Source organism: Allobosea sp. LjRoot9, from assembly GCF_964252745.1.
In the GTDB taxonomy this organism is placed as follows: domain Bacteria; phylum Pseudomonadota; class Alphaproteobacteria; order Rhizobiales; family Beijerinckiaceae; genus Allobosea.
In genome coordinates, this window is sequence record NZ_CAXUPC020000003.1 from 339,475 (window position 1) to 359,649 (window position 20,175).

The window sequence follows — 20,175 nt, forward strand, 5'->3', positions numbered from 1 at the left end:
AACCCTGCTCCCAACCAACCTTGCTCCGGCGCTGTCATATCAGGGCCATTCATGCTTGTTTCGCTGCATTGCGGCAGAAGCGGCATGGGAGGGCCCCGTGAGTTCAGGACTGTTTGCCCTGCTCGACGATATCGCTGGATTGGCGAATGTCGCGGCGGCCTCGCTCGACGATGCCGCCTCCCAGGCCGCCAAGGCCTCGGCCAAGGCTGCCGGCATCGTCATCGACGATGCGGCCGTGACGCCGCGCTATGCGGTCGGTTTCGCTGCCGATCGCGAATTGCCGATCATCTGGCGGATCGCGCTCGGTTCGCTCAAGAACAAGCTCCTGATCCTGTTGCCGGCGGCGCTGGTGCTGACGCTCGTCGCGGCCTGGGCGATCACGCCGCTGCTGATGATCGGCGGTGTCTATCTCTGCTATGAGGGCGCGGAAAAGCTGATCGAACGCTTCCTGCCGCATGCCGGGCATGGCGAAGCGGCGGCGGATGGTGAGCCGCTCGACTCCAAGGCGCTTGAGAACCAGAAGATCAGCGGCGCGATCAAGACCGATCTCATCCTCTCCGCCGAGATCATGGCGATCACGCTCGCCAGCGTCTCGGACTCGTCGTTCTGGACGCAGGCACTGGTCCTGGCCGTGGTCGGCCTTGGCATGACGGCCTTCGTCTATGGCATCGTCGCTCTGATCGTGAAGGCGGACGATGCCGGCGTGGCGCTGGCGAAGCGGCGCTTTGCGCCCGTGCGCCTGCTGGGGCGGGGCCTCGTGGTCGGCATGCCGTATTTCCTCAACCTCCTCGGCGCGGTCGGTACGATTGCCATGCTCTGGGTCGGCGGCGGCATCATCATTCACGGCTTTGCCGGCTATGGGCTGGCCGGGCTCGAACACGTCATCCACGATCTCGCGACGGCGAGTGGCCGCGTCGTGGCTATTCTCGCGGCTGCGGTCGAATGGCTGGTGACGGCGGGGCTCTCGGCAGTGTTTGGACTACTGATCGGCGCGGTCGCGGTGCTTGCGATGCATTTTGGCGTCACACCGCTCCTGAAGAGCATCAGGAAGAGCGCGCCGAAGGCCTCGCTCGACGGCCAACCTGGCGCCTGAACCCGCTCAACTATAAAAGGTGAGAGCATTGCTCTTGCGAAAAACCGGTACCCACTTTTTCGCGCAATGCTCAAGGAAGCCAGGTCGTGAAACCCTCGACCGGCTCGCGCTCCGGGATCAGAGCGTTCGCCGGCGCATCGGGATCGACCTTGCCGATGGCGATGCCGCAGACCACCACCTCGTTCTCGGGGATGGCGAGTTCGCGCCGCACCACCGGATGAAAGCGGGCGAAGATCGCCTGCGGGCAGGAGTTCAGCCCATGCCCCTGCGCCGCGATCAGGATGTTCTGAACGAACATGCCGAGATCGAGCCAGGAGCCGATTTCGAGGTCGCGGTCGATCGTCACCATCAGAGCGACTGGGGCGTCGAAGAAACGTAAGTTTGCGGCCGTCTGTCGCCGCATGCCCGCGACATCGCCCTTCTTGACGCCGAGCAGGCCGTAGAGATCCCAGCCGACCTTGCGGCGACGCGAGAGATAGGGCTCGCGGAAGCTTTCGGGGTAGTAGCGGTACTCCTCCGCCGCCGGCAGGTCCGGCGAATCCAGTGCCAGGAGCAGGCCGGCTTCCAACCGGACGCGGCTGTCGGGGCCGATCACCCGGACCTTCCAGGGCTGCATGTTGGTGCCGCTCGGCGCCTGTGCCGCGACCGCCAGGATACGGCGAACGAGTGCTGGCTCGACAGGATCGGGCAGGAAAGCGCGAACGGCGCGCCGGGAGGCGATGGCGCTTTCGACGGCTTCGACCGCGGTCATGCAAGTTCCTCCCGCTACACTGTTTTTATCATTGCGAGGAGGGACAGCGACGAAGCAATCCAACGGGGACTGCGCGAGCCCTGCTGGATTGCTTCGCCGCGCTCGCAATGACGAATGTCACCCCGCCTTGCGCGCTTCGACGAAGGCCGCGTGTTCGCTCACCAGCTCGCCGGCAAGCGCCTTGGCGATCAGCGCGCGGGTCTCGGGGATGCCGTAGATCGCCACAAAAGAGCCGAAGCGCGGGCCCTGATCCTCGCCGAACAGCACCTGGTAGATCGCCTTCCACCAGTCGCCGCTGACGCCGGGCCGTTCGGGTGTCGCGCCCTTGGCGGTGAGGTTCTGGTAGCGCGGAACCGCGCGGGCGACATCGAGCGCCGTGTCCTGGACCATTTCGGCGGTGGCGTCCTGCGGCAGGGCCGCAAGAGCCGCATCCAGCGCGAGGAAGGCCGCGCGTTCGGTCTCGTCGGCGGCGCGGTAGGTCTTCGCCGGCTTCACGAAATCGCGGAAATAGGCGATCGCGTAGCCGACCAGCGCGTCGAGGCGCGGATGGGTGGCAGGCGAGATCGCAGGCGAATAGCGCTGCAGGAAGCCCCAGAGCACGCCCTTATCCTCGGAATTCGCCACCGCGACGAGGTTCATCAGCAGGCCGAAGGTGATCTGCGTCCTGGTCGCGTTCTCGCCTTCCCCGGAGGCGATGATTTCCGGCTGGGGAGGCTCGCCATTGTGGATGTGCCAGGCCGGGTTGCCGAGGCGGTTCTTCCAATCCTGCCGCTCATAGCCGCCGAGGAACTGCAGATACTCGTCGACCGCGCGCGGAATGACGTCGAAATGCAGCTTCTTGGCCTCGCGCGGACGCGAATACATGAACAGCGACAGGCTCTCGGGGCTGGCATAGGTCAGCCACTCGTCGATAGTCAGGCCGTTGCCCTTCGACTTCGAGATTTTCTGGCCCTGCTCGTCGAGGAAGAGTTCGTAGTTGAAGCCCTCCGGCGGGGTTGCATCGAGCGCGCGCGTGATCGCCGAGGAAACCTTGACCGAGTCGATCAAATCCTTGCCGGCCATCTCGTAGTCAATGCCGAGCGCGGTCCAGCGCATCGCCCAATCCGGCTTCCACTGCAGCTTGACATGGCCGCCGGTGACCGGCGTGACGAAGCGCTCGCCCGTGGCCGGATCGGCCCAGGCGATGGTGCCGGCAGCGACATCGACCTCGTCGATCGGCACCTGCATGACCACACGAGTCCCGGGGTGGATCGGCAGGAAGGGCGAGTAGGTCGCGGCGCGCTCCTCGCGCAATGTCGCCAGCATGATCTTCATCACCGCGTCGTAGCGGGCGAGGATCTTGAGCAGCGTCGCGTCGAACTCGCCGGCCTTGTAGGCATCGGTCGATGACTTGAACTCGTAATCGAAGCCGAACTGGTCGAGAAAGGCGCGCAGGCGGGCATTGTTGTGGCGCCCGAACGAGTCATGCGTGCCGAAGGGGTCGGGTACCTCGGTCAGTGGCTTGCCGAGATTGGCGGCGAGCAGTTCCTTGTTGGGCATGTTGTCGGGCACCTTGCGCAGCCCGTCCATGTCGTCGGAGAAGGCGATCAGGCGCGTGGGAACGGCATCGCCTGTCAGCACGCGGAAGGCATGGCGCACCATCGAGGTGCGCGCGACCTCGCCGAAGGTGCCGATATGCGGCAGGCCCGACGGTCCATAGCCGGTCTCGAACAGCACCTCTTTCTTGCCCGATTTCTCGATCCGCGCGACGAGCTTGCGTGCTTCCTCGAACGGCCAGGCGGCCGAACGCTGGGCGGCGTCAACAAGGGCGGGGTCGAAGGCGGGCATGATCGGGGCGGTCCTCTCCAGGAATTGGAAAAATGAGCCTCGGGCTTTGGCAGATCGCAAAGGGGGGCGTCAATGCGTGTCGCTGGGACGGGGCATCCGCGCCGGCGGCTTGCCGAGGCCTCGTGCGGGTATAGGCTGCAGCCCGCCTGGCCTGAAAGGACACCGCCTTGGATCGTGATCTCCTCGACAAGCTGACCGCATGGCGGCGCCATCTGCATGCCCATCCGGAGCTTTCGCTGCAGGAAAGCGCGACGAGCGCCTTCGTGCAGGCAAAGCTGGCCGAGCTTGGCGTGCCGTTCACCGCAGGCGTCGGCGGCAATGGCGTGGTGGCGACACTCAAGCGCGGAACCTCCGACCGCTCGGTCGGCCTGCGCGCCGACATGGATGCGTTGCCGATCAACGAGGCGAACGATCTGCCTTACAAATCCGGCACTGCGAATGTCATGCATGCCTGCGGCCATGACGGCCACACCGTCTCATTGCTCGGCGCGGCCGCCTTGCTGGCGAAGGATGAAAGCTGGAGCGGCACGGTGCAGTTCCTGTTCCAGCCCTCGGAGGAGAACGGCCAGGGCGCACGCGCAATGATCGCCGATGGCGTCTTCGAGCGCTTCCCGATGGAGCGCGTCTTCGGCCTGCACAACTGGCCGGGGCTGGAGGCGGGTACGGTCGCGGTGCATCGCGGCCCGGTGATGGCCGAGCCCGGACGTTTCAAGATCACGCTGCACGGGGTCGCCGGCCACGCCGCAAAGCCTGATCTGACGCGCGATCCCGTCACCGCCATGGGCCATCTCATCGTGGCGCTGCAGACCATCGTGGCGCGCAATGTCGATCCGATGGATTCGGCCGTGGTCTCGATCGGGCAGGTGCATGGCGGTCTGGCGTCGAACCAGATCCCGACCAGCGTCTGGATCGAGGGCACCTATCGCACCTTCAAGCCGGCGGTGCGCGACCGGGTCGTGCAGCGCCTGCGCGACATCTCCGCGAACATTGCCGCAACCTATGAGATGACGGCGGAGGCCGCCTTCATCACCGGTGGGCTTGCCACCATCAACACGCCGCTGGAGGAGGAGATCGCAGCCACTGCCGGCAAGGCCGCTGGCCTGACCGTCAGGCGCGACATGCCGGCCAGCACGACGGGCGAGGACTTCACCTACTTCCTGCAGCATCGGCCCGGCGCCTATGTCTGGGTCGGCAACGGCCCGGCCAGGGATGGCGGCGAATTGCACAATGACCGCTACAATTTCAACGACGCCATCCTGCCGGCGACGGCAGGATGGCTGGCGGCGGTGGCGAAGCAGTCGCTGGAGGGCGAGCTCTCCAACGCGCCGGTCAGTCGAATTTGACCAGATTGTGGATCGGCAGCGGGCCGCCGGGGAACTGGGCGAGGTGCGCGCCGAGCGCGAGCGGGCCGAGATCGATGCCGAAGAAGCCCAGGCTCTCGACCAGGGCGGCCACCTCTGCCTTGGCCTTGGCGTCGTCGCCGGAATAGAACAGCACGCGCCGGCCGCCCTCGGCCTTGGGATCTGCTTCCAGCTGTTTCGCGATGAGATGGTTGAAGGCCTTGACCAGCCGCGCGCCCGGGACGAGATCGGCGACGATCTCGCTGGAGAGGCGTCCGTTCAGCTCAGCCGGCTTGAATAACGGCGCCTCGATCGGGTTGTTGGCGTCGATCACGATGCGGCCGTTCCAGTCCGGCAGGCCGGCGAGCGCGCCAGCCAGCTTCGACCAGTTGACCGCGATGAGGACGATATCGGCCTTCGCCGCTTCCTCGCGCGTGCCGGCTTTGATGGTCGGGCCGAGTTCCGCGACGAGCCCTGCGAGAGAGGCCGGGCCGCGGCTATTGGCGATGGTGGCCTTGAGGCCGTTCCGGGCGAGGGTCTTGGCGAAGGCCTGGCCGATATGGCCTGCGCCGATGATGCCGATGGTGGTCATGGGAAAAGCTCCGTTCTTGTTGGTGGAGCCGATATCGCCTGTTTCACCCTCTCGAATTAGCCGGTAATGGCTGGAATTATTTTCAAGCATATGTTGAAAATAATTGCATGGAGACGCTCGCCAATCTTGAATCCTTCGCCCGCAGCGCGGAGACGCTGAGCTTCTCCGAGGCAGCGCGGCGGTTGTCGCTGACGCCGGCGGCGGTGAGCCGCAATGTCGCGATGCTGGAGCGCAATCTCGGCGTCAGGCTGTTCCAACGCTCGACGCGCAAGCTGACGCTGACCGAGGCCGGCGAAAGGTTCCTGCTGGGGATCGGCGACAATCTCGATGGGCTCCAGGCAGCGATCTCCGGCGTGGTGCGGGAAGGCGGGGAGCCGGCGGGTGTGCTCAAAGTCAGCCTCAGCCCAACCTTCGGGATCGACCATATCCTGCCGCTGCTGCCGGCTTTCCTGGCGCGTTATCCCCGCATCCGGTTGGACTGGCGTTTCGAGAACCGGCCGGTCGATCTGATCGCGGAGGGATTTGATGCGGCGATCGGTGCTACGTTCGCATTGTCTCCCGGCGTGGTCGCGCGGGCGCTGGCTCCGGCCCATATCATCGCGGTGGCGTCGCCTGCCTATCTCGCTGGGCGGGCCTGGCCCACGGACCCTTCCGATCTCGCTGGGCTGGACGGGATCGTGATGCGCTCGGCCCGCACGGGCCGCCCGCGGCACTGGACGATGCGCAATGCAGCCGGCGTCGAGATGGCGACCGCGCAGCCGGAGACGATCGTGCTGAACGACCCCACCGCGATGTGTCGCGCGGCGCAGTTCGGGCTCGGCGTCACATTGGTCGCCGTTCCCGATGTGCTGGCGGCCCTGGAGAGCGGCGCGCTGATCCGGCTCGTGCCGCACTGGTATGCCGATGCCGGTTCGATCTCGCTCTATTACGCCAGCCGCACGCTGCTGCCGGCGAAGACCCGCGCCTTCGTCGATTTCGTCACCGAGGCGTTCAGGCGCGAGCGGCTGGCGGAACGGTTCGCGGGGAGCTTGGGGTAGAGCCTTTCAGAACGGGCTCACCGGGAAGAACCGGAGATAGAGCCGCGCATAGCTGCCGTCGTCCCAGAGCGATTGCAGCGCGTAGTCGAGGCCGCGCTTCAGGGCGAGGTCGTCCTTGCGGGTGAGGAAGCCGACGCCCTCGCCGAAATAGCGGCTTTCCAGAAAAGGGCTGCCGGTGAAGGCGAGCTCGCCGCCGCCGGTCCCGGCCAGCAGGAGCGAGAGCGCGACGCCGTCGGCGAAGACGAACTCGGCCTCGCCGCTGCGCAGCGCTGCGATCGCGCCCGCAAGCGTGCCGGTTTCGCGGCGCTGCACGAAGGGCAGGAGCCGCTCGAGGAAGGCCTGATGTGCGGTGCCGCCCACGACTGCGATGCGCTTGCCCTGAAGCGTGCGCGGATCGAGATCGGCCCGGGCGTTGCCGCGGGTGGTGATGAGGCGGGCGGTGCTGCGGAAATAGAGATGGCTGGCGGCGAAGCGGCTGCGCAGCTGCGGGGTGAGGTTGAGCGCCGCCGCCAGCACGTCGCCGCGTCCCTCGGTCAGTGAATCGAGCAAGGTATCGAAGCGGCGCGCCTGCACCGTGCAGGTCCAGCCGAGCTTTTCGCAGGCGGCGCGCGCGAGCTCGACCGAGAAGCCGGTCAGCGTGCCGTCGGGCGCGGAAAAATGCAGTGGCGGATAGTCGTCGTCGGTGAGGAAGCGGACGATGCGGGGCGGGCCGGGCTCGGGCCGGTCGAGCCTGATGCGCTGATCCCAGAAGTTCGGGACGACGACTCGCGACTGCGCCGCCGCCTGGCTTGCGGCCAGTGTCGAGACGGCAAGAGCGAGGATGGCGAACAGGCGCATCATCGGCACATCTGGCGCGAGCTTGGCGGCGCGCGCAAGGGGCCTGTGATCGCCTGCTACATTCTGACCCGACCGCGCCGTCATTCCGGACAAGCCGCGTAAGCGGCGCAGATCCGGAATCCATCGTAGAGTTCAGCGCCCTCCGATGGATTCCGGGACGACCTTCGGTCGCCCGGAATGACGGTGGGGTTCCTCCAGCGAACTCGTTATGAAGCCAGTGCCGCCGCTGCCGCCCTGGCTCCGTGCTCGAACAGTTTCGCGAGCTGAACCTCGACCGCTTGGGTGAAGGCGGCTTCGCGCGGCAGCTCCGTGCCGAAGATGCTCTCGATCCCGAGCAGCGCCCCGCTCAAAGCCTTCGCGTCGCGGCCGGCCGAAACGGCGCGCTTGGCGAATTCGGCGGAGAGCGGGTCGCGCACGTCGATCGCGCCGTCCTTTTCGTCGCTGCCGGTGACGTAGCGCATCCAGGCTGCGACGCCCAGTGCAAGATGGTCGATCGGGGCGCCGGCCTTCAACCGGTCGCGGATGGTGCCGAGCAGGCGTTGCGGCAGCTTCTGCGAGCCGTCCATGGCGATCTGCCAGGTGCGGTGGCGGATCGCCGGATTCTGGAAGCGGGCGAGGAGAGCGCTCGCATAATCCGGAAGGGCGACGCCTTGCGGCGCGGGCACGGTCGGGATGACTTCGCTCCAGAGGCCCTGCAGGAAGCGAGCGAGGACTGCATCGCCGCTGGCTTGCGCGACCGTCTCATGCCCGGCGAGATAACCGAGATAGGCTAGGCTCGAATGCGCGCCGTTGAGCATGCGCAGCTTCATGAACTCGAAGGGCGCGACCTCCGAGACGAGCTGCGCACCGACCTCGCCCCAGGCCGGGCGGCCGATAGTGAAGACGTCTTCGACGGCCCATTGCCGGAAGGGCTCGCCGATGACGGGGGCGGCGTCGTGCAATCCGAGCAGGCTCTCGACCTCGGCAACGTCGGCTTCGGTGGTCGCAGGCACGATGCGGTCGACCATGGTCGAGGGGAAGGCACTGTGGGCCTCGATCCATCGGGCGAGCTTGTCGTCGCGCAAGGCGGCGAAGTCACGGATGAGGCCGCGCAGCACGTTGCCGTTGTGGGGAAGGTTGTCGCAGCTCATTGCGGTGAAAGGGGCAAGGCCCTCCGCCTTGCGGATCGCAAGCGCGGCGGTGATCAGGCCGATCGCCGAGCGCGGCGCATCGGGATGGTCGAGATCATGCAGGATGTCGGGATGGTCTTCCCGGAGCCGGCCGGTCGCGGGATCGTGGCAATAGCCCTTCTCGGTGATCGTCAGCGAGACGATGCGGGTCTCGGCCGAGGCCATGCGGGCGATAAGGGCGGCAGGATTCTCGGGCGCGACGAGCACGTCGAGGACGGAGCCGATGACACGCAGCTCCGGACCGGCAGCCGCGCGCTTCAGGAAGGCGTAGAGCCCGTCCTGCGGCTTCAGCCGGTCGCGCTGGTCGGGCCGCTGCAGGCTGGCTCCGATGATGCCCCAGGCACCGAAATCCCGCTCGAGCGCGTCCTCGGTATAGTCGGCGAGATGGGCGCGGGCGAAGGCGCCCAGGCCGAGATGGACGATGCCGGGCTTGAGCTGCGAGCGGTCATAGGCCGGGCGGCGAATGCTCGCGGACAGGCCGGCGAGGCTTGTGGTCGTCAGTCTCGTCAACGGAATACACTCGGCAGCCAGAGGGACACGCTGGGCACATAAGTGACCAGCATCAGCACGGCAATGCTTGCGCCGTAGAAGGGCCAGATCGTCTTCATCGACTGCCCGATCGAGATGCGCCCGATGGCGCAGGCGACGAACTGCACCGAGCCAACCGGCGGGGTGTTCAGGCCGATGCCGGCATTGAGGATCAGGATCACGCCGAAATGAACGGGGTCGACGCCGAAGGCCTTGACCACGGGCAGGAAGATCGGCGTGCAGATGATGATCATCGGCGCCATGTCCATGAAGGTGCCGAGCACCAGCAGGATGAGGTTGATCATCAGCAGGACGACGATGGGATTATCGGAGACCGCCTTCATCGCGCCGATTGTCGCCTGCGGCACCTGCAGGAAGGCCATCAGCCAGCCGAAGGAGCCGGCGGTGCCGATCACGAGCAGCACCATCGCGGTGGTGCGCACGGCGCCCAGCGTCGCCTCGACGAAGCCGTTCCAGCTGAGCTGCCGGTAGACCAGCACGGTGACGAGGAGGGCGTAGACCACGGCCACGCAAGAGGACTCTGTCGCGGTGAAGACGCCCGAGCGCACGCCGCCGAAGATGATGCCGATCAGCAGGATGCCGGGCAGCGCCAGCACGACATAGCGGCCGACCGCCCTGAAGCCCGGAAAGGCCTCGGCGGGATAGCCGCGCCGGACCGCCACCGCCCAGGCCGTCACCATCAGCGCCAGGCACAGCATCAGGCCCGGAATGACGCCGGCGGTGAAGAGGTCGGCGATGGAGAGGTTACCGCCCGCCGAGAGCGCGTAGATGATCATGTTGTGCGAGGGCGGGATCAACAGCGCGATGATCGCGGCGTTGGCCGTGACGTTCACCGCATAGTCGGCGTCATAGCCACGCTTGACCATTTGCGGGATCATCAGCCCGCCGATGGCGGAGGCGTCAGCCACTGCCGAGCCCGAAATGCCCCCGAAAAGCGTGCAGGTGACGACGTTGACCTGGCCGAGGCCGCCGCGCAGATGGCCGACCATGCTGGAGGCCATCTGGACGAGCTTCTCGGCGATGCCGCCGCGGATCATCAGGTCGCCCGCGAAGATGAAGAACGGGATCGCCATCATGGCGAAGGCGCCCATCCCCGAGCTCATCTGCTGGAACACCACCACCGGCGGCAGGCCCATATAGACGACGGTGGCGAGCGAGGCGATGCCGAGACTGAAGGCAACCGGCGTGCCGACGAGCAGGAAGAGGCTGAAGACGCCGAACAGGATCCAGAGTTCCACGGGTCACTCCTGCGCGGCGGCGAAATGGGAAAAGCCGATCGAAGCGCGGCGCTCGCCGGTCAGGAACAGCATCAGTTTCTCAAAGGAGAACAGCGCGATCAGCGCCCCGCCGGCCGCAATCGGGACATAGTCCCAGCCGCGCGAGATGCCGATGATCGGCATGCGGTCGGTCCAGGTGCCGGCGGCGAGCTGCCAGCCATAGCCGAACATGGCCAGCCCGAAGAGCAGCACGGTGACCTCGGTCAGGATGATCAGCGCCTTGCGCAGCAGCGGCGGCGACATGGCGAGGCCGACCTCGAAACCGAGATGGTCGCTTTCGCGCACGCCGACGGCCGAGCCGAGCAGGATGAACCAGGCCATCAGGAAGAGCGAGCCGGCCTCGACCCAGATCGGCGTGTCGTTCAGCACGTAGCGGCCGAAGACACCCCAGGCGACCATGACGGTCATCAAGACGAGCCCGGCGCCCGCCAGCAGGAGCGCGGCGATGCAGAGCTTGGCTCCCAGGCGCGTCAGGAATCGTGTGAAGAGGTGCATCGGGTCTCCGGGCGTCTGTTTCGACGGGCAGGCTGGATCGTCATTGCGAGCGAAGCGAAGCAATCCAGGAGGGCTCACGCGACGGCCCCTGGACCGCTTCGTCGCTTCGGCTCCCCGCAATGACGGGCTTTGCGTCCGATCCGGAGACCGGACGCCAGGACTTACTTAACCGCGTGGCCTCACTTCACCGCCTGGATCGCCGCGACCATGTCCTTCAGCTTCGCGTCGGTGACGAACTTGTCGTAGACCGGCTTCATCGCGTCGATGAAGGGCTGCTTCTCCAGCGCGTTCACCTGGGCGCCGCCAGCTTTCACCTTGGCTTCCGATTCCTTCTCGCGCGCATCCCAGAGCTCGCGCATCTTGAGGACGGAGTCCTTGGCGGCGACCCGGATCAGCTTCTGGTCCTCGGGCGAGAACTTGGCGAAGCTGCGCTTCGACATCACCAGAACCTCAGGCGAGAGCGAGTGTTCGGTGATGGAGTAGAATTTCGAGACCTCGAAATGCCGCGTCGATTCATAAGACGGCCAGTTGTTCTCGGCCCCGTCGATGACGCCGGTCTGGAGCGCCGAATAGACTTCGCCGAAGGGCATCGGCGTGGCGTTGGCGCCGAGCGCCGAGACCAGGGCGACGAACATGTCCGACTGCTGGACACGGATCTTCATGCCCTTCATGTCGGCGGGCGTCTTGATGGCGCGCTTTGAGTTGTAGAAGGAGCGCGAGCCGGAATCGTAGAAGGCGAGCCCGACCAGGTCGTGCTTGTCGAATTCGGAGAGCAGATTGTCGCCGATCGGCCCGTCCATGACCTTTCGCATGTGATCGACGGAGCGGAAGATGAAGGGCAGGGATGGCACATTGGTCGCCGGGATCAGATTGTTGAACGGCGCCATGTTGATGCGGTTCATGTCGATGACGCCGAAGCGGGTCTGGTCGATCGTGTCCTTCTCCTGGCCGAGCTGGGCGGAGTGGAAGACGTTGATCTTGATGCGGCCATTGCTGCGCTGATCGAGCAGCTGGCCCATGTATTTGACCGCTTCGATCGTCGGATAGCCGTCCGGGTGGATGTCGGTCGAGCGCAGGGTGACGTTCTGAGCGCTTGCCATGCCGGTGACGGCGGCGAACATGGCTGCGCCGGCCAAGGCCGCGATGGTGCGTTTGGTCAACATTGTCGGTTTCCTCTCCCAATTGTCGTGCGCCGGTTTTTCCCGGTCGTTCTTGCCCTTGATGGGCGGCCAGCCGGCCCCTGCCGGTCAGGCGAAGATCAAAGAAACTCCTCCCGCATCGGCGTGAAGGAATCGACGAGCTGCCCGGCCTCGACCGCGACGACGCCGTGGACGAGATCGGCAGGCACAAAGAAAGTGTCACCGGCGATCAGGCGCTCGGTCCGGCCGTCGATGGTGACGTCGAAGACGCCGCTCTCGACATAGGAGGCCTGCCGGTGCGGATGGCTGTGCGCCTTGCCGACAGCGCCGGCGCCAAAAACGACGCGCACGACCATTAGATCGGGGCCATAGGCCATGATCTTGCGCTTCACGCCGGGTTCGGTCGGCTCCCAGGCCAGGGTGGCCTCGTGCTGGAAGAAGGAATTGAGACGGTTCGTCATCGCGCCAGCCAGCCTCCGTCGACGGGAAGGATCGCGCCATGCATGTAGGCCGCCGCATCGCTCGCCAGAAAGACCGCCGCACCGCCGATGTCCGAGGGCTGGCCCCAACGCGCGGCGGGAATGCGGGCGAGGATCGCGGTGCTGCGCTCCGGGTCGGCGCGCAGGGCTTGCGTGTTGTTGGTCTCGATATAGCCGGGCGCGATCGCGTTGACGTTGATGCCCTTGGCCGCCCATTCGCAGGCGAGCAGTTTGGTCAGCCCGGCAAGCCCGCTCTTGCTCGCGGTGTAGGAGGCGACGCGGATGCCGCCCTGGAAGGAGAGCAGCGAGGCGATGTTGACGATGCGGGCGCCGCGACCGGCGGCAAGAGCCGCCTTGGCGAAGGCCTGGCTGAGGAAGAACGCCGCCTTGAGATTGAGGTTCATCACCTCGTCCCAGTCGGCCTCGCTGAAATCGAGCGCGTCCGCGCGGCGGATGATGCCGGCATTGTTGATGAGGATGTCGAGCGGGCCGGCAGTGGCCACTGCGCCTGCGATCGCAACAGCCGCGCTGCCGGGCTGCTGCAGATCGAGTTGAAGCGGTACGGCGCTTGCGCCCGCCGCCTCGATCAGCCCCAGCGTCTCGCTCATATCCGAGCGCCCCGCCGCCACGATTGTCGCTCCGGCCTCAGCCAGCGCCAGCGCGATGCCCTGGCCGATGCCGGTATTGGCGCCGGTGACGAGCGCGGTACGGCCTTCGAGCGAGAAGGGTGAGCGGCGGGTCATCAGCGCAGCGTCTCCACGGGCGCCGGATCCATGTCGGTGAATTCGACATTGTCGCCGGCCATGGCCCAGACGAAGGCGTAGTTCGAGGTGCCGCAGCCGCAATGGATCGACCAGTTCGGCGAGATCACCGCCTGCTCGTTGGCGACCAGGAGATGGCGGGTTTGCGTCGGCTCGCCCATGAAATGGAAAACGCGGTGGGCGGGGTCGAGGTTGAAGTAGAGATAGGCCTCCATGCGCCTCGTATGGGTGTGACAAGGCATCGAGTTCCAGACCGAGCCCGGCTCCAGCGCCGTCATGCCCATCACCAGCTGGTTGGTGCCGGTGGTGTTGGGCATGATGTATTGCCGGATGGTGCGCTTGTTCGATGTCTCGGCCGAGCCGAGATGGATGGTGTTGGCGTCGCTCTTCCGGATCAATTGGTGCGGCGCCTCGCGATGCGCCGGGGCGCTGGTCAGGTAGAATTTCGCCGGGTTTGCGGCGTCCGCGCTGGCGAAGGAGACCTCCTTCGCGCCGAGCCCGACATAGAGCGCGTCGAGATTGGGGATGTCGAAGCGCTGGCCATCGACGGTGACGCTGCCTGCGCCGCCGAGATTGATCACGCCGAGTTCGCGCCGCGCCAGGAAGAAGGGCGTGCCCGTCGGCGCGAAGGGCTCGAGCGTCAGCGGCTTTGCGGCAGGCGTCGCGCCGCCGACGATCATGCGGTCGTAATGGCTATAGGTCAGCGTGACCTCGCCGGGCACGAAGATGCGCTCGATCAGGAAGTCGTCGCGCAGGGTCTGCGTTTCATAGCGCTTCACATCGCGCGGATGAGCGGCCTGGCGTTCGTCGATCGTCTTCGTCGCGGAGGTCACAGCTTGTAGGCCTCCTTGGCCAGGCGGTAGGCAAGGTCATGGGCGATCTCGGCGGCCTCGTCCTCGTCGAGCCGGTGTTCGGCGACGAGCTTGGCGAGGTAGGTGCAGTCGCAGCGGCGGGCGACGTCATGGCGCGCTGGGATCGAGAGATAGGCGCGGGTGTCGTCGTTGAAGCCGACGGTGTTGTAGAAGCCGGCGGTCTCGGTGGTCAGCTCGCGGAAGCGCAGCATGGCCTCGGGCGCATCGAGGAACCACCAGCCCGGTCCGAGCTTCAGCGCCGGATAATGCCCGGCGAGCGGCGCGAGCTCGCGCGAATAGCTGGTCTCGTCGAGCGTGAAGGCGATGACGGTGAGGTTGGGCTCGTTGCCGACAGCGTCGAGCAGCGGCTTCAGCGCCGTGACATAGTCGGTCTGGCGCGGAATGTCGGCGCCCATGTCGCGGCCGAACGCCTCGAACAGGCTGGCGTTGTGGTTGCGGAAGGAGCCGGGGTGGATCTGCAGGACGAGCCCGTCATCAAGGCTCATCTTGGCCATCTCGGTGAGCATCTGGCCGCGGAAGAGGTCGGCATCCTCGGCCGAGGCCTTGCCCTTGACGACCTTGGCGAAGAGCTTCTCGGCTTCAGCCTGCGAGAGGTTGGCGGTGCGCGCCGTGGCATGGCCATGGTCCGAGGAAGTCGCGCCGCGCTCCTTGAAATAGGCCCGGCGCTTGCGATGGGCCTCAAGATAGCCGGTCCAGGCGAAGACGTCCTCGCCGGTCAATTCGCCGAGGCTGGCGAGGTTCTCGGCGAAGCCCTCGAATTCGGGATCGACGACGCTGTCAGGCCTGTAGGCGGTGACGACCTTGCCGCCCCAGCCGGAGGCGCGGATCATGTCGTGCCATTTCAGATCGTCGAGCGCGCCTTCGGTGGTCGAGATCGCCTCGATGTTGAAGCGCTCGAACAGGGCACGTGGCCTGAACTCCGGCTGCTCGAGCTTCCCGGCGATGACGTCGTAGATCGCATCGGCATTGGCGGGGGTAAGCCGCTCGTTGACGCCGAAGATGCTGGAGGCGGCGTGCTCGAACCACAGCCGCGTCGGCGTGCCGCGGAAGAGATGCCAGTGGCTGGCGAAGAGCTTCCAGATGGCGCGCGGATCGCTCTTGGCCGGCTTGCCGCCCTTGCGGGTGATACCGAGCTGCTCCAGCCGGACGCCTTGCGAATAGAGCATGCGGAAGATGTAATGGTCCGGCTTGACGAAGAGAGTCGCGGGATCGGGAAAGGCCTTGTCCTCGGCGAACCAGCGCGGATCGGTGTGGCCATGCGGGGAGATGATCGGCAGATCGCGAATGCCCGCATAGAGCCGTCGCGCGATACCGCGCGTCACCGGATCGGCAGGGAAGAGGCGATCATCGTGCAGCAACATCAAGCAGGACTCCAGAGACGCGCCGGCCGGGGCAAGCTGAGCAGCGTCGGATAGATATACTAATATACTAGCGTGTCAAACCGCGCCATGTTATCGCGATTGAATGCCGCGGCACGATTGCTGCGGCTTTGTGGCAAAGGGGAGTTTCGCTGGGCGTGGATGAGACGAGGGCGATGTCGGAGATAGCGAGTGCGCGGGAGGCGGCGGTCGATCCCGTACGCCGCGAGCGCCGGCCGATGCGCGGCGCCGGGACATCCTCCGGCCGCTCGACGGCGGCCTCGCTGGTGCAGGACGAGATGCGGCGCGCCATTCTCGCCATGCAGATCGCGCCAGGTGCGGCTCTCGTCGAGAAGGAGCTGACCGCCCGTTTCGGCATCAGCCGCACGCCGGTGCGCGAGGCGCTGATCAAGCTGAAGGAGGAGGGGCTGGTCGAGGTCTTTCCACAGGCCGGCACCTTCGTGGCGCGGATCCCGATCGAAGCGATTCCGGAAGCCGTATTCATCCGGCAGGCGCTTGAATGCGCCACCGTCGACCTCGTCGCGGGCATCGCGACGCCGGAGATCGTGGCGCGGCTCGATGCGGTGATCGCGCGCCAGCATGAGGCCTTCGACGAGGGCGACCAGGAGCGCTTCCACCTGTTCGACGAGGCCTTCCACGAGACGATCGCGATCTGCGCGGGCTATCCCGGCATCTGGAAGCTGGCGCACGCTGCCAAGAGCCAGATCGATCGCTGCCGGCGCATGACGCTGCCGGTGCCGGGCCGGATGGAGATGGTGATCCGCGAGCATCTCTCGATCGTCGATGCGGTGCGGCGGAAGGACGGCCCGGCGGCGCAGGCGGCCATGCGCAAGCATCTCGGCACATTGCTGCCGGACCTGGTCCATCTGCGTGCGACGCATCCCGACTATTTCGTCTGACCGCCCTGCGCGGCGCGGAGCTTGCTAGAGGCGGGGATGACGCGCGACGCTGGCGTTGCCTGTCACAGCCGAATCCAGGACGAGGATACTCCCCGATGACCAACCCCGCCGATCTGAGCGCGGCCGATCTGCTCGATGCCTATCGCGCCAAGACGCTCTCTCCTGTCGAAGTGACGGAGGCCGTAATCGCCCGGATCGACGCCTATGAGCCCAAACTCAAGGCGCTCTATGCCTATGATCCGACTGCCGCGCTCGCCGCCGCCAGGGCTTCCGAGGCACGCTGGTTCAAGGGCGAGGCGCTGCCGCTCGACGGCGTGCCGGGTACGATCAAGGAGAATATCGCGACCAAGGGCGTGCCGATGCCGATCGGGACGGCGGCGCGCGATCTCGTTCCGGCGACCGAGGACGCACCGGTCGCGGCCCGGCTGAACGAGGCGGGCTTCATCACGCTCGCCAAGACGACGATGCCCGATTACGGCATGCTCTCCTCCGGGCTCTCCAGCTTTCACGAACTCGCCCGCAATCCCTGGAACCTGGCGATGAACCCGGGCGGTTCCTCTGCCGGTGCGGGAGCAGCGGGCGCTGCCGGTTACGGCCCCTTGCATGTCGGCACCGATATCGGCGGCTCGGTCAGGCTGCCGGCCGGCTGGTGCGGGCTCGTCGGTCTGAAGCCCAGTTTTGGGCGCGTGCCGATCGATCCGAGCTATTACGGCCGTGTCGCCGGCCCGATGACGCGCACGGTGACCGACACGGCGCTGATGATGCGCGAATTGTCCAAGCCAGACACGCGCGACGGCATGAGCCTGCCGCCGCAGGAGATCGACTGGCTGTCGCTCGACATCGACCTGAAGGGCCTGCGGATCGGCCTGCAGCTCGACCCCGGCATCGGCATCGAAGTCGAGCCCGAGACGAAGGCCGCGATCGAGGCGGCGGGCAGGGCTTTCGCGGCAGCGGGCGCGACCGTGACGCCCGCGCCGGCTTTCATGACGCGCACCATGCTCGACGGGCTCGATGATTTCTGGAGCCAGCGCGCCTGGGCCGATATCGGCGCGCTGACGCCGGAGAAGCAGGCCAAGGTGCTGCCCTATATCTTCCAATGGGCGGAACGCGGAAAGGCGCTCTCGGGCGAACGGGTCTATCGCGGCATGAGCCAGATGCTGGCGATCAAGGACGCGGCGTTGAAGCAGAGCGCGCCGTTTGATTTCGTGCTGTCGCCGGTCTCGCCGGTGCCGAGCTATCCGGCCGAACTCGCTTCGCCGATCCATGATCCGGATCGGCCCTTCGAGCATATCTGCTTCACGCTTCCCGCCAACATGTCCGACCAGCCCTCGATCTCAGTGCATGCCGCGATGACTAAAGGCGGCCTGCCAATCGGGCTGCAGATTACCGGGCGGCGTTTTGATGATCTCGGCGTGCTGCGGATGGCGAAGGCCTGGGAGGAGATGCGTGCGCCGATGCCGGCGTGGCCGTCGCTCTAATCCAGTTTTCCCCGCGAAAATACACCGTCATCCTGGGCTTTGCCCTCGGATCCGATCTTCGATCGGCCCAAGGATAAACTCCGCGAAGTCCCGGGATCCATCGTAGAGCGTAGTGCCCTCCGATGGACCCCGGATCTGCGCCGCTTCGCGGCTTGTTCAGGATGACAGCGGCGGTTCTGGAACTCGATATCTAGGCTGAGGAAGAGGCTGCTGCCCTGCCGGCAATCTCGCCCAGCGCGACAGCGGTCAGCAGGCCGTTGCCGGAAAGGTAGCCTGAGGCCTGCGCGCCGGAGACGCCGACCGCCGCGCCGCCGCAGGCGTGGAGATTAGGGAAGGCCCGGCCGTCCTTGTCCAGGACGTGGGCGGCGTCATCGACGCGCAACCCGCCCTGGGTATGGAACAGTGCGCCAGTGACGCGGGCCGCATGGAATGGCGCTGCCAGAGGTGGCACATTTGAGAAGTCGCGACCGAAGCGATCCTGCCCTTCGCCGCGCTTCAGCGCGGCGACCTCGGCCGCGGTGGCCGCCAGCGCGGCTTCCGGAAGGCCGGTCTTCATGGCGAGGTCTTCGATCGAGGTCGCGCTGACGATCGCGCCTTGCGCCTCGGCGTTCTGGAAATCCTCGAACTGGCGCGCGATGCCGGCGATGCGAGCATCGAAGATCGTCCAGGCCTTGCCCGCGGGCTGGCGCAGGACGTTGGCGGCCTGTTCGGAATAGCCATGGCTCTCGTCGGAGAAGCGCTCGCCCAAGGCGTTAACCTGAAAGCCGCCCTCCATGATCGTCGCCCAGCTGATCAGGATGCCATGCGGCTGGGCGACCGAGCCATGGCCCTGATGGCCCGACATATCGACAAGCTCCGCGCCGATCTGCTCGCCCCAGAGCACGGCGTCGCCCTCATTGCCGGAATGGCCGAACCAGAGCGCCTCTGTCATTTTCGGGATGTGGCGCGCCACCAGAGCGCGGTTGCCGCCATAGCCATTGCAGGCGAGCACGAGCGCCTTGCAGCCGATCCTCTCCTCGCTGCCATCGGGGCGGGTTCCAGCGATGCCGGCGATTGCCCCGTCCTGCCTCCGGAACAGGGTGGTGGCGCGAAACCCGGTCAGGATCGGAATCTCCTGAGCCTCCACAGCCTCGCGCAAACGGTCGATCAGCTCCGAGCCGGTTCGCTTGGGCAGGCCGTGCATGCGTCTGGCGGAATGGCCGGGATAGGAGAAGTTGGTGATGACGTCGAAGGGCAGGCCATGATGGTCGGCGAGCCACTCCAGCACCGGTCCGATGCGCTCGGCCAAGTGCCCGACCATGGCCGCATCGGGCTCGTGATGGGCTTTTTCGAGGATGTCCCGGGCGAACAGGGCCGGGCTGTCCTCGATGTCGGCCTGCCGCTGGAAGCGCGTGCCCGCGGCCGGGATGAGCCCGGCTGAAAGCGCGGTCGAACCGCTGGGAACGGCATCGCGCTCGACGATGACGACCTCGGCTCCGGCCTCCTTCGCGGCGAGCGCGGCGACGAGCCCCGCTGCGCCTGCGCCGATGATCAGGACATCGGCCTCGGCCTCGAAGGCGATGCCGTCGACTGGGCGGACCGCGTTCATGGCGCAGCGATCTCCGCCATTACACCGGCGATCGTGGCGATACGGGCCACGGGCTTGAGCGCGGCGATGGCCTCTGCATGCATCGCCTCGGTCGGGGCGGCGCAGCCATCTTCCAGCACGGCCACGTCGATGTCCCGGACATGGGCGTCGCGTACCGTCGAGGCGACGCCGCCATTGGTGACGATGCCGCAGACGATCAGCTGCTCGATGGCGAGCTTGCGCAGCAGCCATTCCAGCCTGGTCTGGTAGAAGGCGGAATAGGCGATCTTCTCGACTGCGATATCGATGGGCTGCAGGGTGTCCACCACCTGGTGGCCCCAGCCGCCGGGCAGGAAATCGCCCTTGCGCAGGAAGGGCCGCATCTGCAGCAGATGCGGCGAGATCAGCGGCTCGCCGCCACGCCCCGGCACCAGGGTGAACTGGGTTGCGGCGACGAGCCCGCCCTTGGCGCGGATGAGGTCGGCCAGCGGTTTGAGCTTGGCTGGCAACGCCTGTGCCTGCGGGGAGGCGGCCTTGCCGCGCGCATAGGCGCCGTCGGGGTGGATGAAGTCGTTCTGCAGATCGACGATCAGCAAGGCGGTGTGGGCGAGGGAGGTGATGGCGGCCGCCATGG

At 66.4% G+C, this 20,175-nt stretch carries 19 protein-coding genes; 5 read left to right on the forward strand and 14 right to left on the reverse strand.

Annotated features, from left to right (window positions below):
- Positions 1 to 97: 97 nt before the first annotated feature.
- Complete coding sequence (locus ACSQ3P_RS16095) at positions 98 to 1,093, forward strand: DUF808 domain-containing protein (protein ID WP_436166545.1); 996 nt, start codon at positions 98 to 100, stop codon at positions 1,091 to 1,093.
- 70 nt (positions 1,094 to 1,163) lie between these two features.
- Here the strand turns inward: ACSQ3P_RS16095 and ACSQ3P_RS16100 are convergent, their stop codons facing one another.
- Together ACSQ3P_RS16100 and ACSQ3P_RS16105 are read right to left on the reverse strand one after the other, a co-directional pair.
- Positions 1,164 to 1,844 (reverse strand): nitroreductase, encoded by a 681-nt coding sequence (locus tag ACSQ3P_RS16100; RefSeq protein WP_436166546.1) that lies wholly within the window; start codon positions 1,842 to 1,844, stop codon positions 1,164 to 1,166.
- Between the two features lie 117 nt (positions 1,845 to 1,961).
- Positions 1,962 to 3,671 carry a lysine--tRNA ligase gene (locus tag ACSQ3P_RS16105; protein ID WP_436166547.1) on the reverse strand — a complete coding sequence of 570 codons (1,710 nt, stop codon included), beginning with the start codon at positions 3,669 to 3,671 and terminating at the stop codon, positions 1,962 to 1,964.
- 167 nt (positions 3,672 to 3,838) lie between these two features.
- Between ACSQ3P_RS16105 and ACSQ3P_RS16110 the strand changes: the two genes are divergently transcribed.
- A complete protein-coding gene (locus ACSQ3P_RS16110; RefSeq protein WP_436166548.1) occupies positions 3,839 to 5,014 on the forward strand; it encodes an amidohydrolase in 1,176 nt (391 codons plus the stop codon).
- Here the strand turns inward: ACSQ3P_RS16110 and ACSQ3P_RS16115 are convergent.
- The gene (locus ACSQ3P_RS16115; protein WP_436166549.1) at positions 5,001 to 5,603 is read right to left on the reverse strand and encodes an NADPH-dependent F420 reductase; all 603 of its coding nucleotides are present in this window, start codon (positions 5,601 to 5,603) and stop codon (positions 5,001 to 5,003) included. The two genes, ACSQ3P_RS16110 and ACSQ3P_RS16115, sit on opposite strands and share 14 nt — an antisense overlap.
- 107 nt (positions 5,604 to 5,710) lie before the next feature.
- On the opposite strand from ACSQ3P_RS16115, the gene ACSQ3P_RS16120 reads away from it, so the two are divergent.
- Complete coding sequence (locus ACSQ3P_RS16120; protein WP_436166550.1) at positions 5,711 to 6,640, forward strand: LysR substrate-binding domain-containing protein; 930 nt, start codon at positions 5,711 to 5,713, stop codon at positions 6,638 to 6,640.
- A gap of 6 nt (positions 6,641 to 6,646) precedes the next feature.
- On the opposite strand, the gene ACSQ3P_RS16125 is transcribed toward ACSQ3P_RS16120, so the two are convergent.
- From ACSQ3P_RS16125 to uxaC, 9 genes are all read right to left on the reverse strand, one after another.
- Positions 6,647 to 7,480, reverse strand: coding sequence for a transporter substrate-binding domain-containing protein (locus tag ACSQ3P_RS16125; protein WP_436166551.1), 834 nt, complete (start codon positions 7,478 to 7,480; stop codon positions 6,647 to 6,649).
- Between the two features lie 203 nt (positions 7,481 to 7,683).
- Entirely contained in the window at positions 7,684 to 9,156 is a 1,473-nt protein-coding gene (locus ACSQ3P_RS16130; protein ID WP_436166552.1) for a mannitol dehydrogenase family protein, read from the reverse strand.
- Positions 9,153 to 10,433 carry a TRAP transporter large permease gene (locus ACSQ3P_RS16135; RefSeq protein ID WP_311913350.1) on the reverse strand — a complete coding sequence of 427 codons (1,281 nt, stop codon included), beginning with the start codon at positions 10,431 to 10,433 and terminating at the stop codon, positions 9,153 to 9,155. Before ACSQ3P_RS16135 ends, ACSQ3P_RS16130 begins: the two co-directional genes overlap by 4 nt.
- Before the next feature lie 3 nt (positions 10,434 to 10,436).
- A complete protein-coding gene (locus ACSQ3P_RS16140) occupies positions 10,437 to 10,967 on the reverse strand; it encodes a TRAP transporter small permease (protein ID WP_436166553.1) in 531 nt (176 codons plus the stop codon).
- 179 nt (positions 10,968 to 11,146) lie between these two features.
- Positions 11,147 to 12,130 carry a TRAP transporter substrate-binding protein gene (locus ACSQ3P_RS16145; protein WP_436166554.1) on the reverse strand — a complete coding sequence of 328 codons (984 nt, stop codon included), beginning with the start codon at positions 12,128 to 12,130 and terminating at the stop codon, positions 11,147 to 11,149.
- A gap of 95 nt (positions 12,131 to 12,225) precedes the next feature.
- Complete coding sequence (locus tag ACSQ3P_RS16150; RefSeq protein ID WP_436166555.1) at positions 12,226 to 12,567, reverse strand: cupin domain-containing protein; 342 nt, start codon at positions 12,565 to 12,567, stop codon at positions 12,226 to 12,228.
- Positions 12,564 to 13,328: a 2-dehydro-3-deoxy-D-gluconate 5-dehydrogenase KduD gene (gene kduD / locus ACSQ3P_RS16155; RefSeq protein ID WP_436166556.1), complete on the reverse strand. Its 765-nt coding sequence runs from the start codon at positions 13,326 to 13,328 to the stop codon at positions 12,564 to 12,566. Before kduD ends, ACSQ3P_RS16150 begins: the two co-directional genes overlap by 4 nt.
- Positions 13,328 to 14,179, reverse strand: a complete 852-nt coding sequence (kduI, locus tag ACSQ3P_RS16160) for a 5-dehydro-4-deoxy-D-glucuronate isomerase (protein ID WP_436166557.1) — start codon at positions 14,177 to 14,179, stop codon at positions 13,328 to 13,330. The genes kduD and kduI overlap by 1 nt, the downstream gene beginning before the upstream one ends.
- Positions 14,176 to 15,579: a glucuronate isomerase gene (uxaC, locus tag ACSQ3P_RS16165; protein WP_436166558.1), complete on the reverse strand. Its 1,404-nt coding sequence runs from the start codon at positions 15,577 to 15,579 to the stop codon at positions 14,176 to 14,178. Before uxaC ends, kduI begins: the two co-directional genes overlap by 4 nt.
- A gap of 173 nt (positions 15,580 to 15,752) precedes the next feature.
- On the opposite strand from uxaC, the gene ACSQ3P_RS16170 reads away from it, so the two are divergent.
- Positions 15,753 to 16,496, forward strand: coding sequence for a GntR family transcriptional regulator (locus ACSQ3P_RS16170; protein ID WP_436166559.1), 744 nt, complete (start codon positions 15,753 to 15,755; stop codon positions 16,494 to 16,496).
- A 95-nt stretch (positions 16,497 to 16,591) separates the two neighbouring features.
- The gene (locus ACSQ3P_RS16175; RefSeq protein ID WP_436166560.1) at positions 16,592 to 17,974 is read left to right on the forward strand and encodes an amidase; all 1,383 of its coding nucleotides are present in this window, start codon (positions 16,592 to 16,594) and stop codon (positions 17,972 to 17,974) included.
- Between the two features lie 190 nt (positions 17,975 to 18,164).
- Here the strand turns inward: ACSQ3P_RS16175 and ACSQ3P_RS16180 are convergent, their stop codons facing one another.
- Positions 18,165 to 19,562: an FAD-dependent oxidoreductase gene (locus ACSQ3P_RS16180; protein WP_436166561.1), complete on the reverse strand. Its 1,398-nt coding sequence runs from the start codon at positions 19,560 to 19,562 to the stop codon at positions 18,165 to 18,167.
- On the reverse strand, positions 19,559 to 20,173 hold the full coding sequence (locus ACSQ3P_RS16185) for a cysteine hydrolase family protein (protein WP_436166562.1): 615 nt from the start codon (positions 20,171 to 20,173) through the stop codon (positions 19,559 to 19,561). The genes ACSQ3P_RS16180 and ACSQ3P_RS16185 overlap by 4 nt, the downstream gene beginning before the upstream one ends.
- Between the last annotated feature and the right edge of the window lie 2 nt (positions 20,174 to 20,175).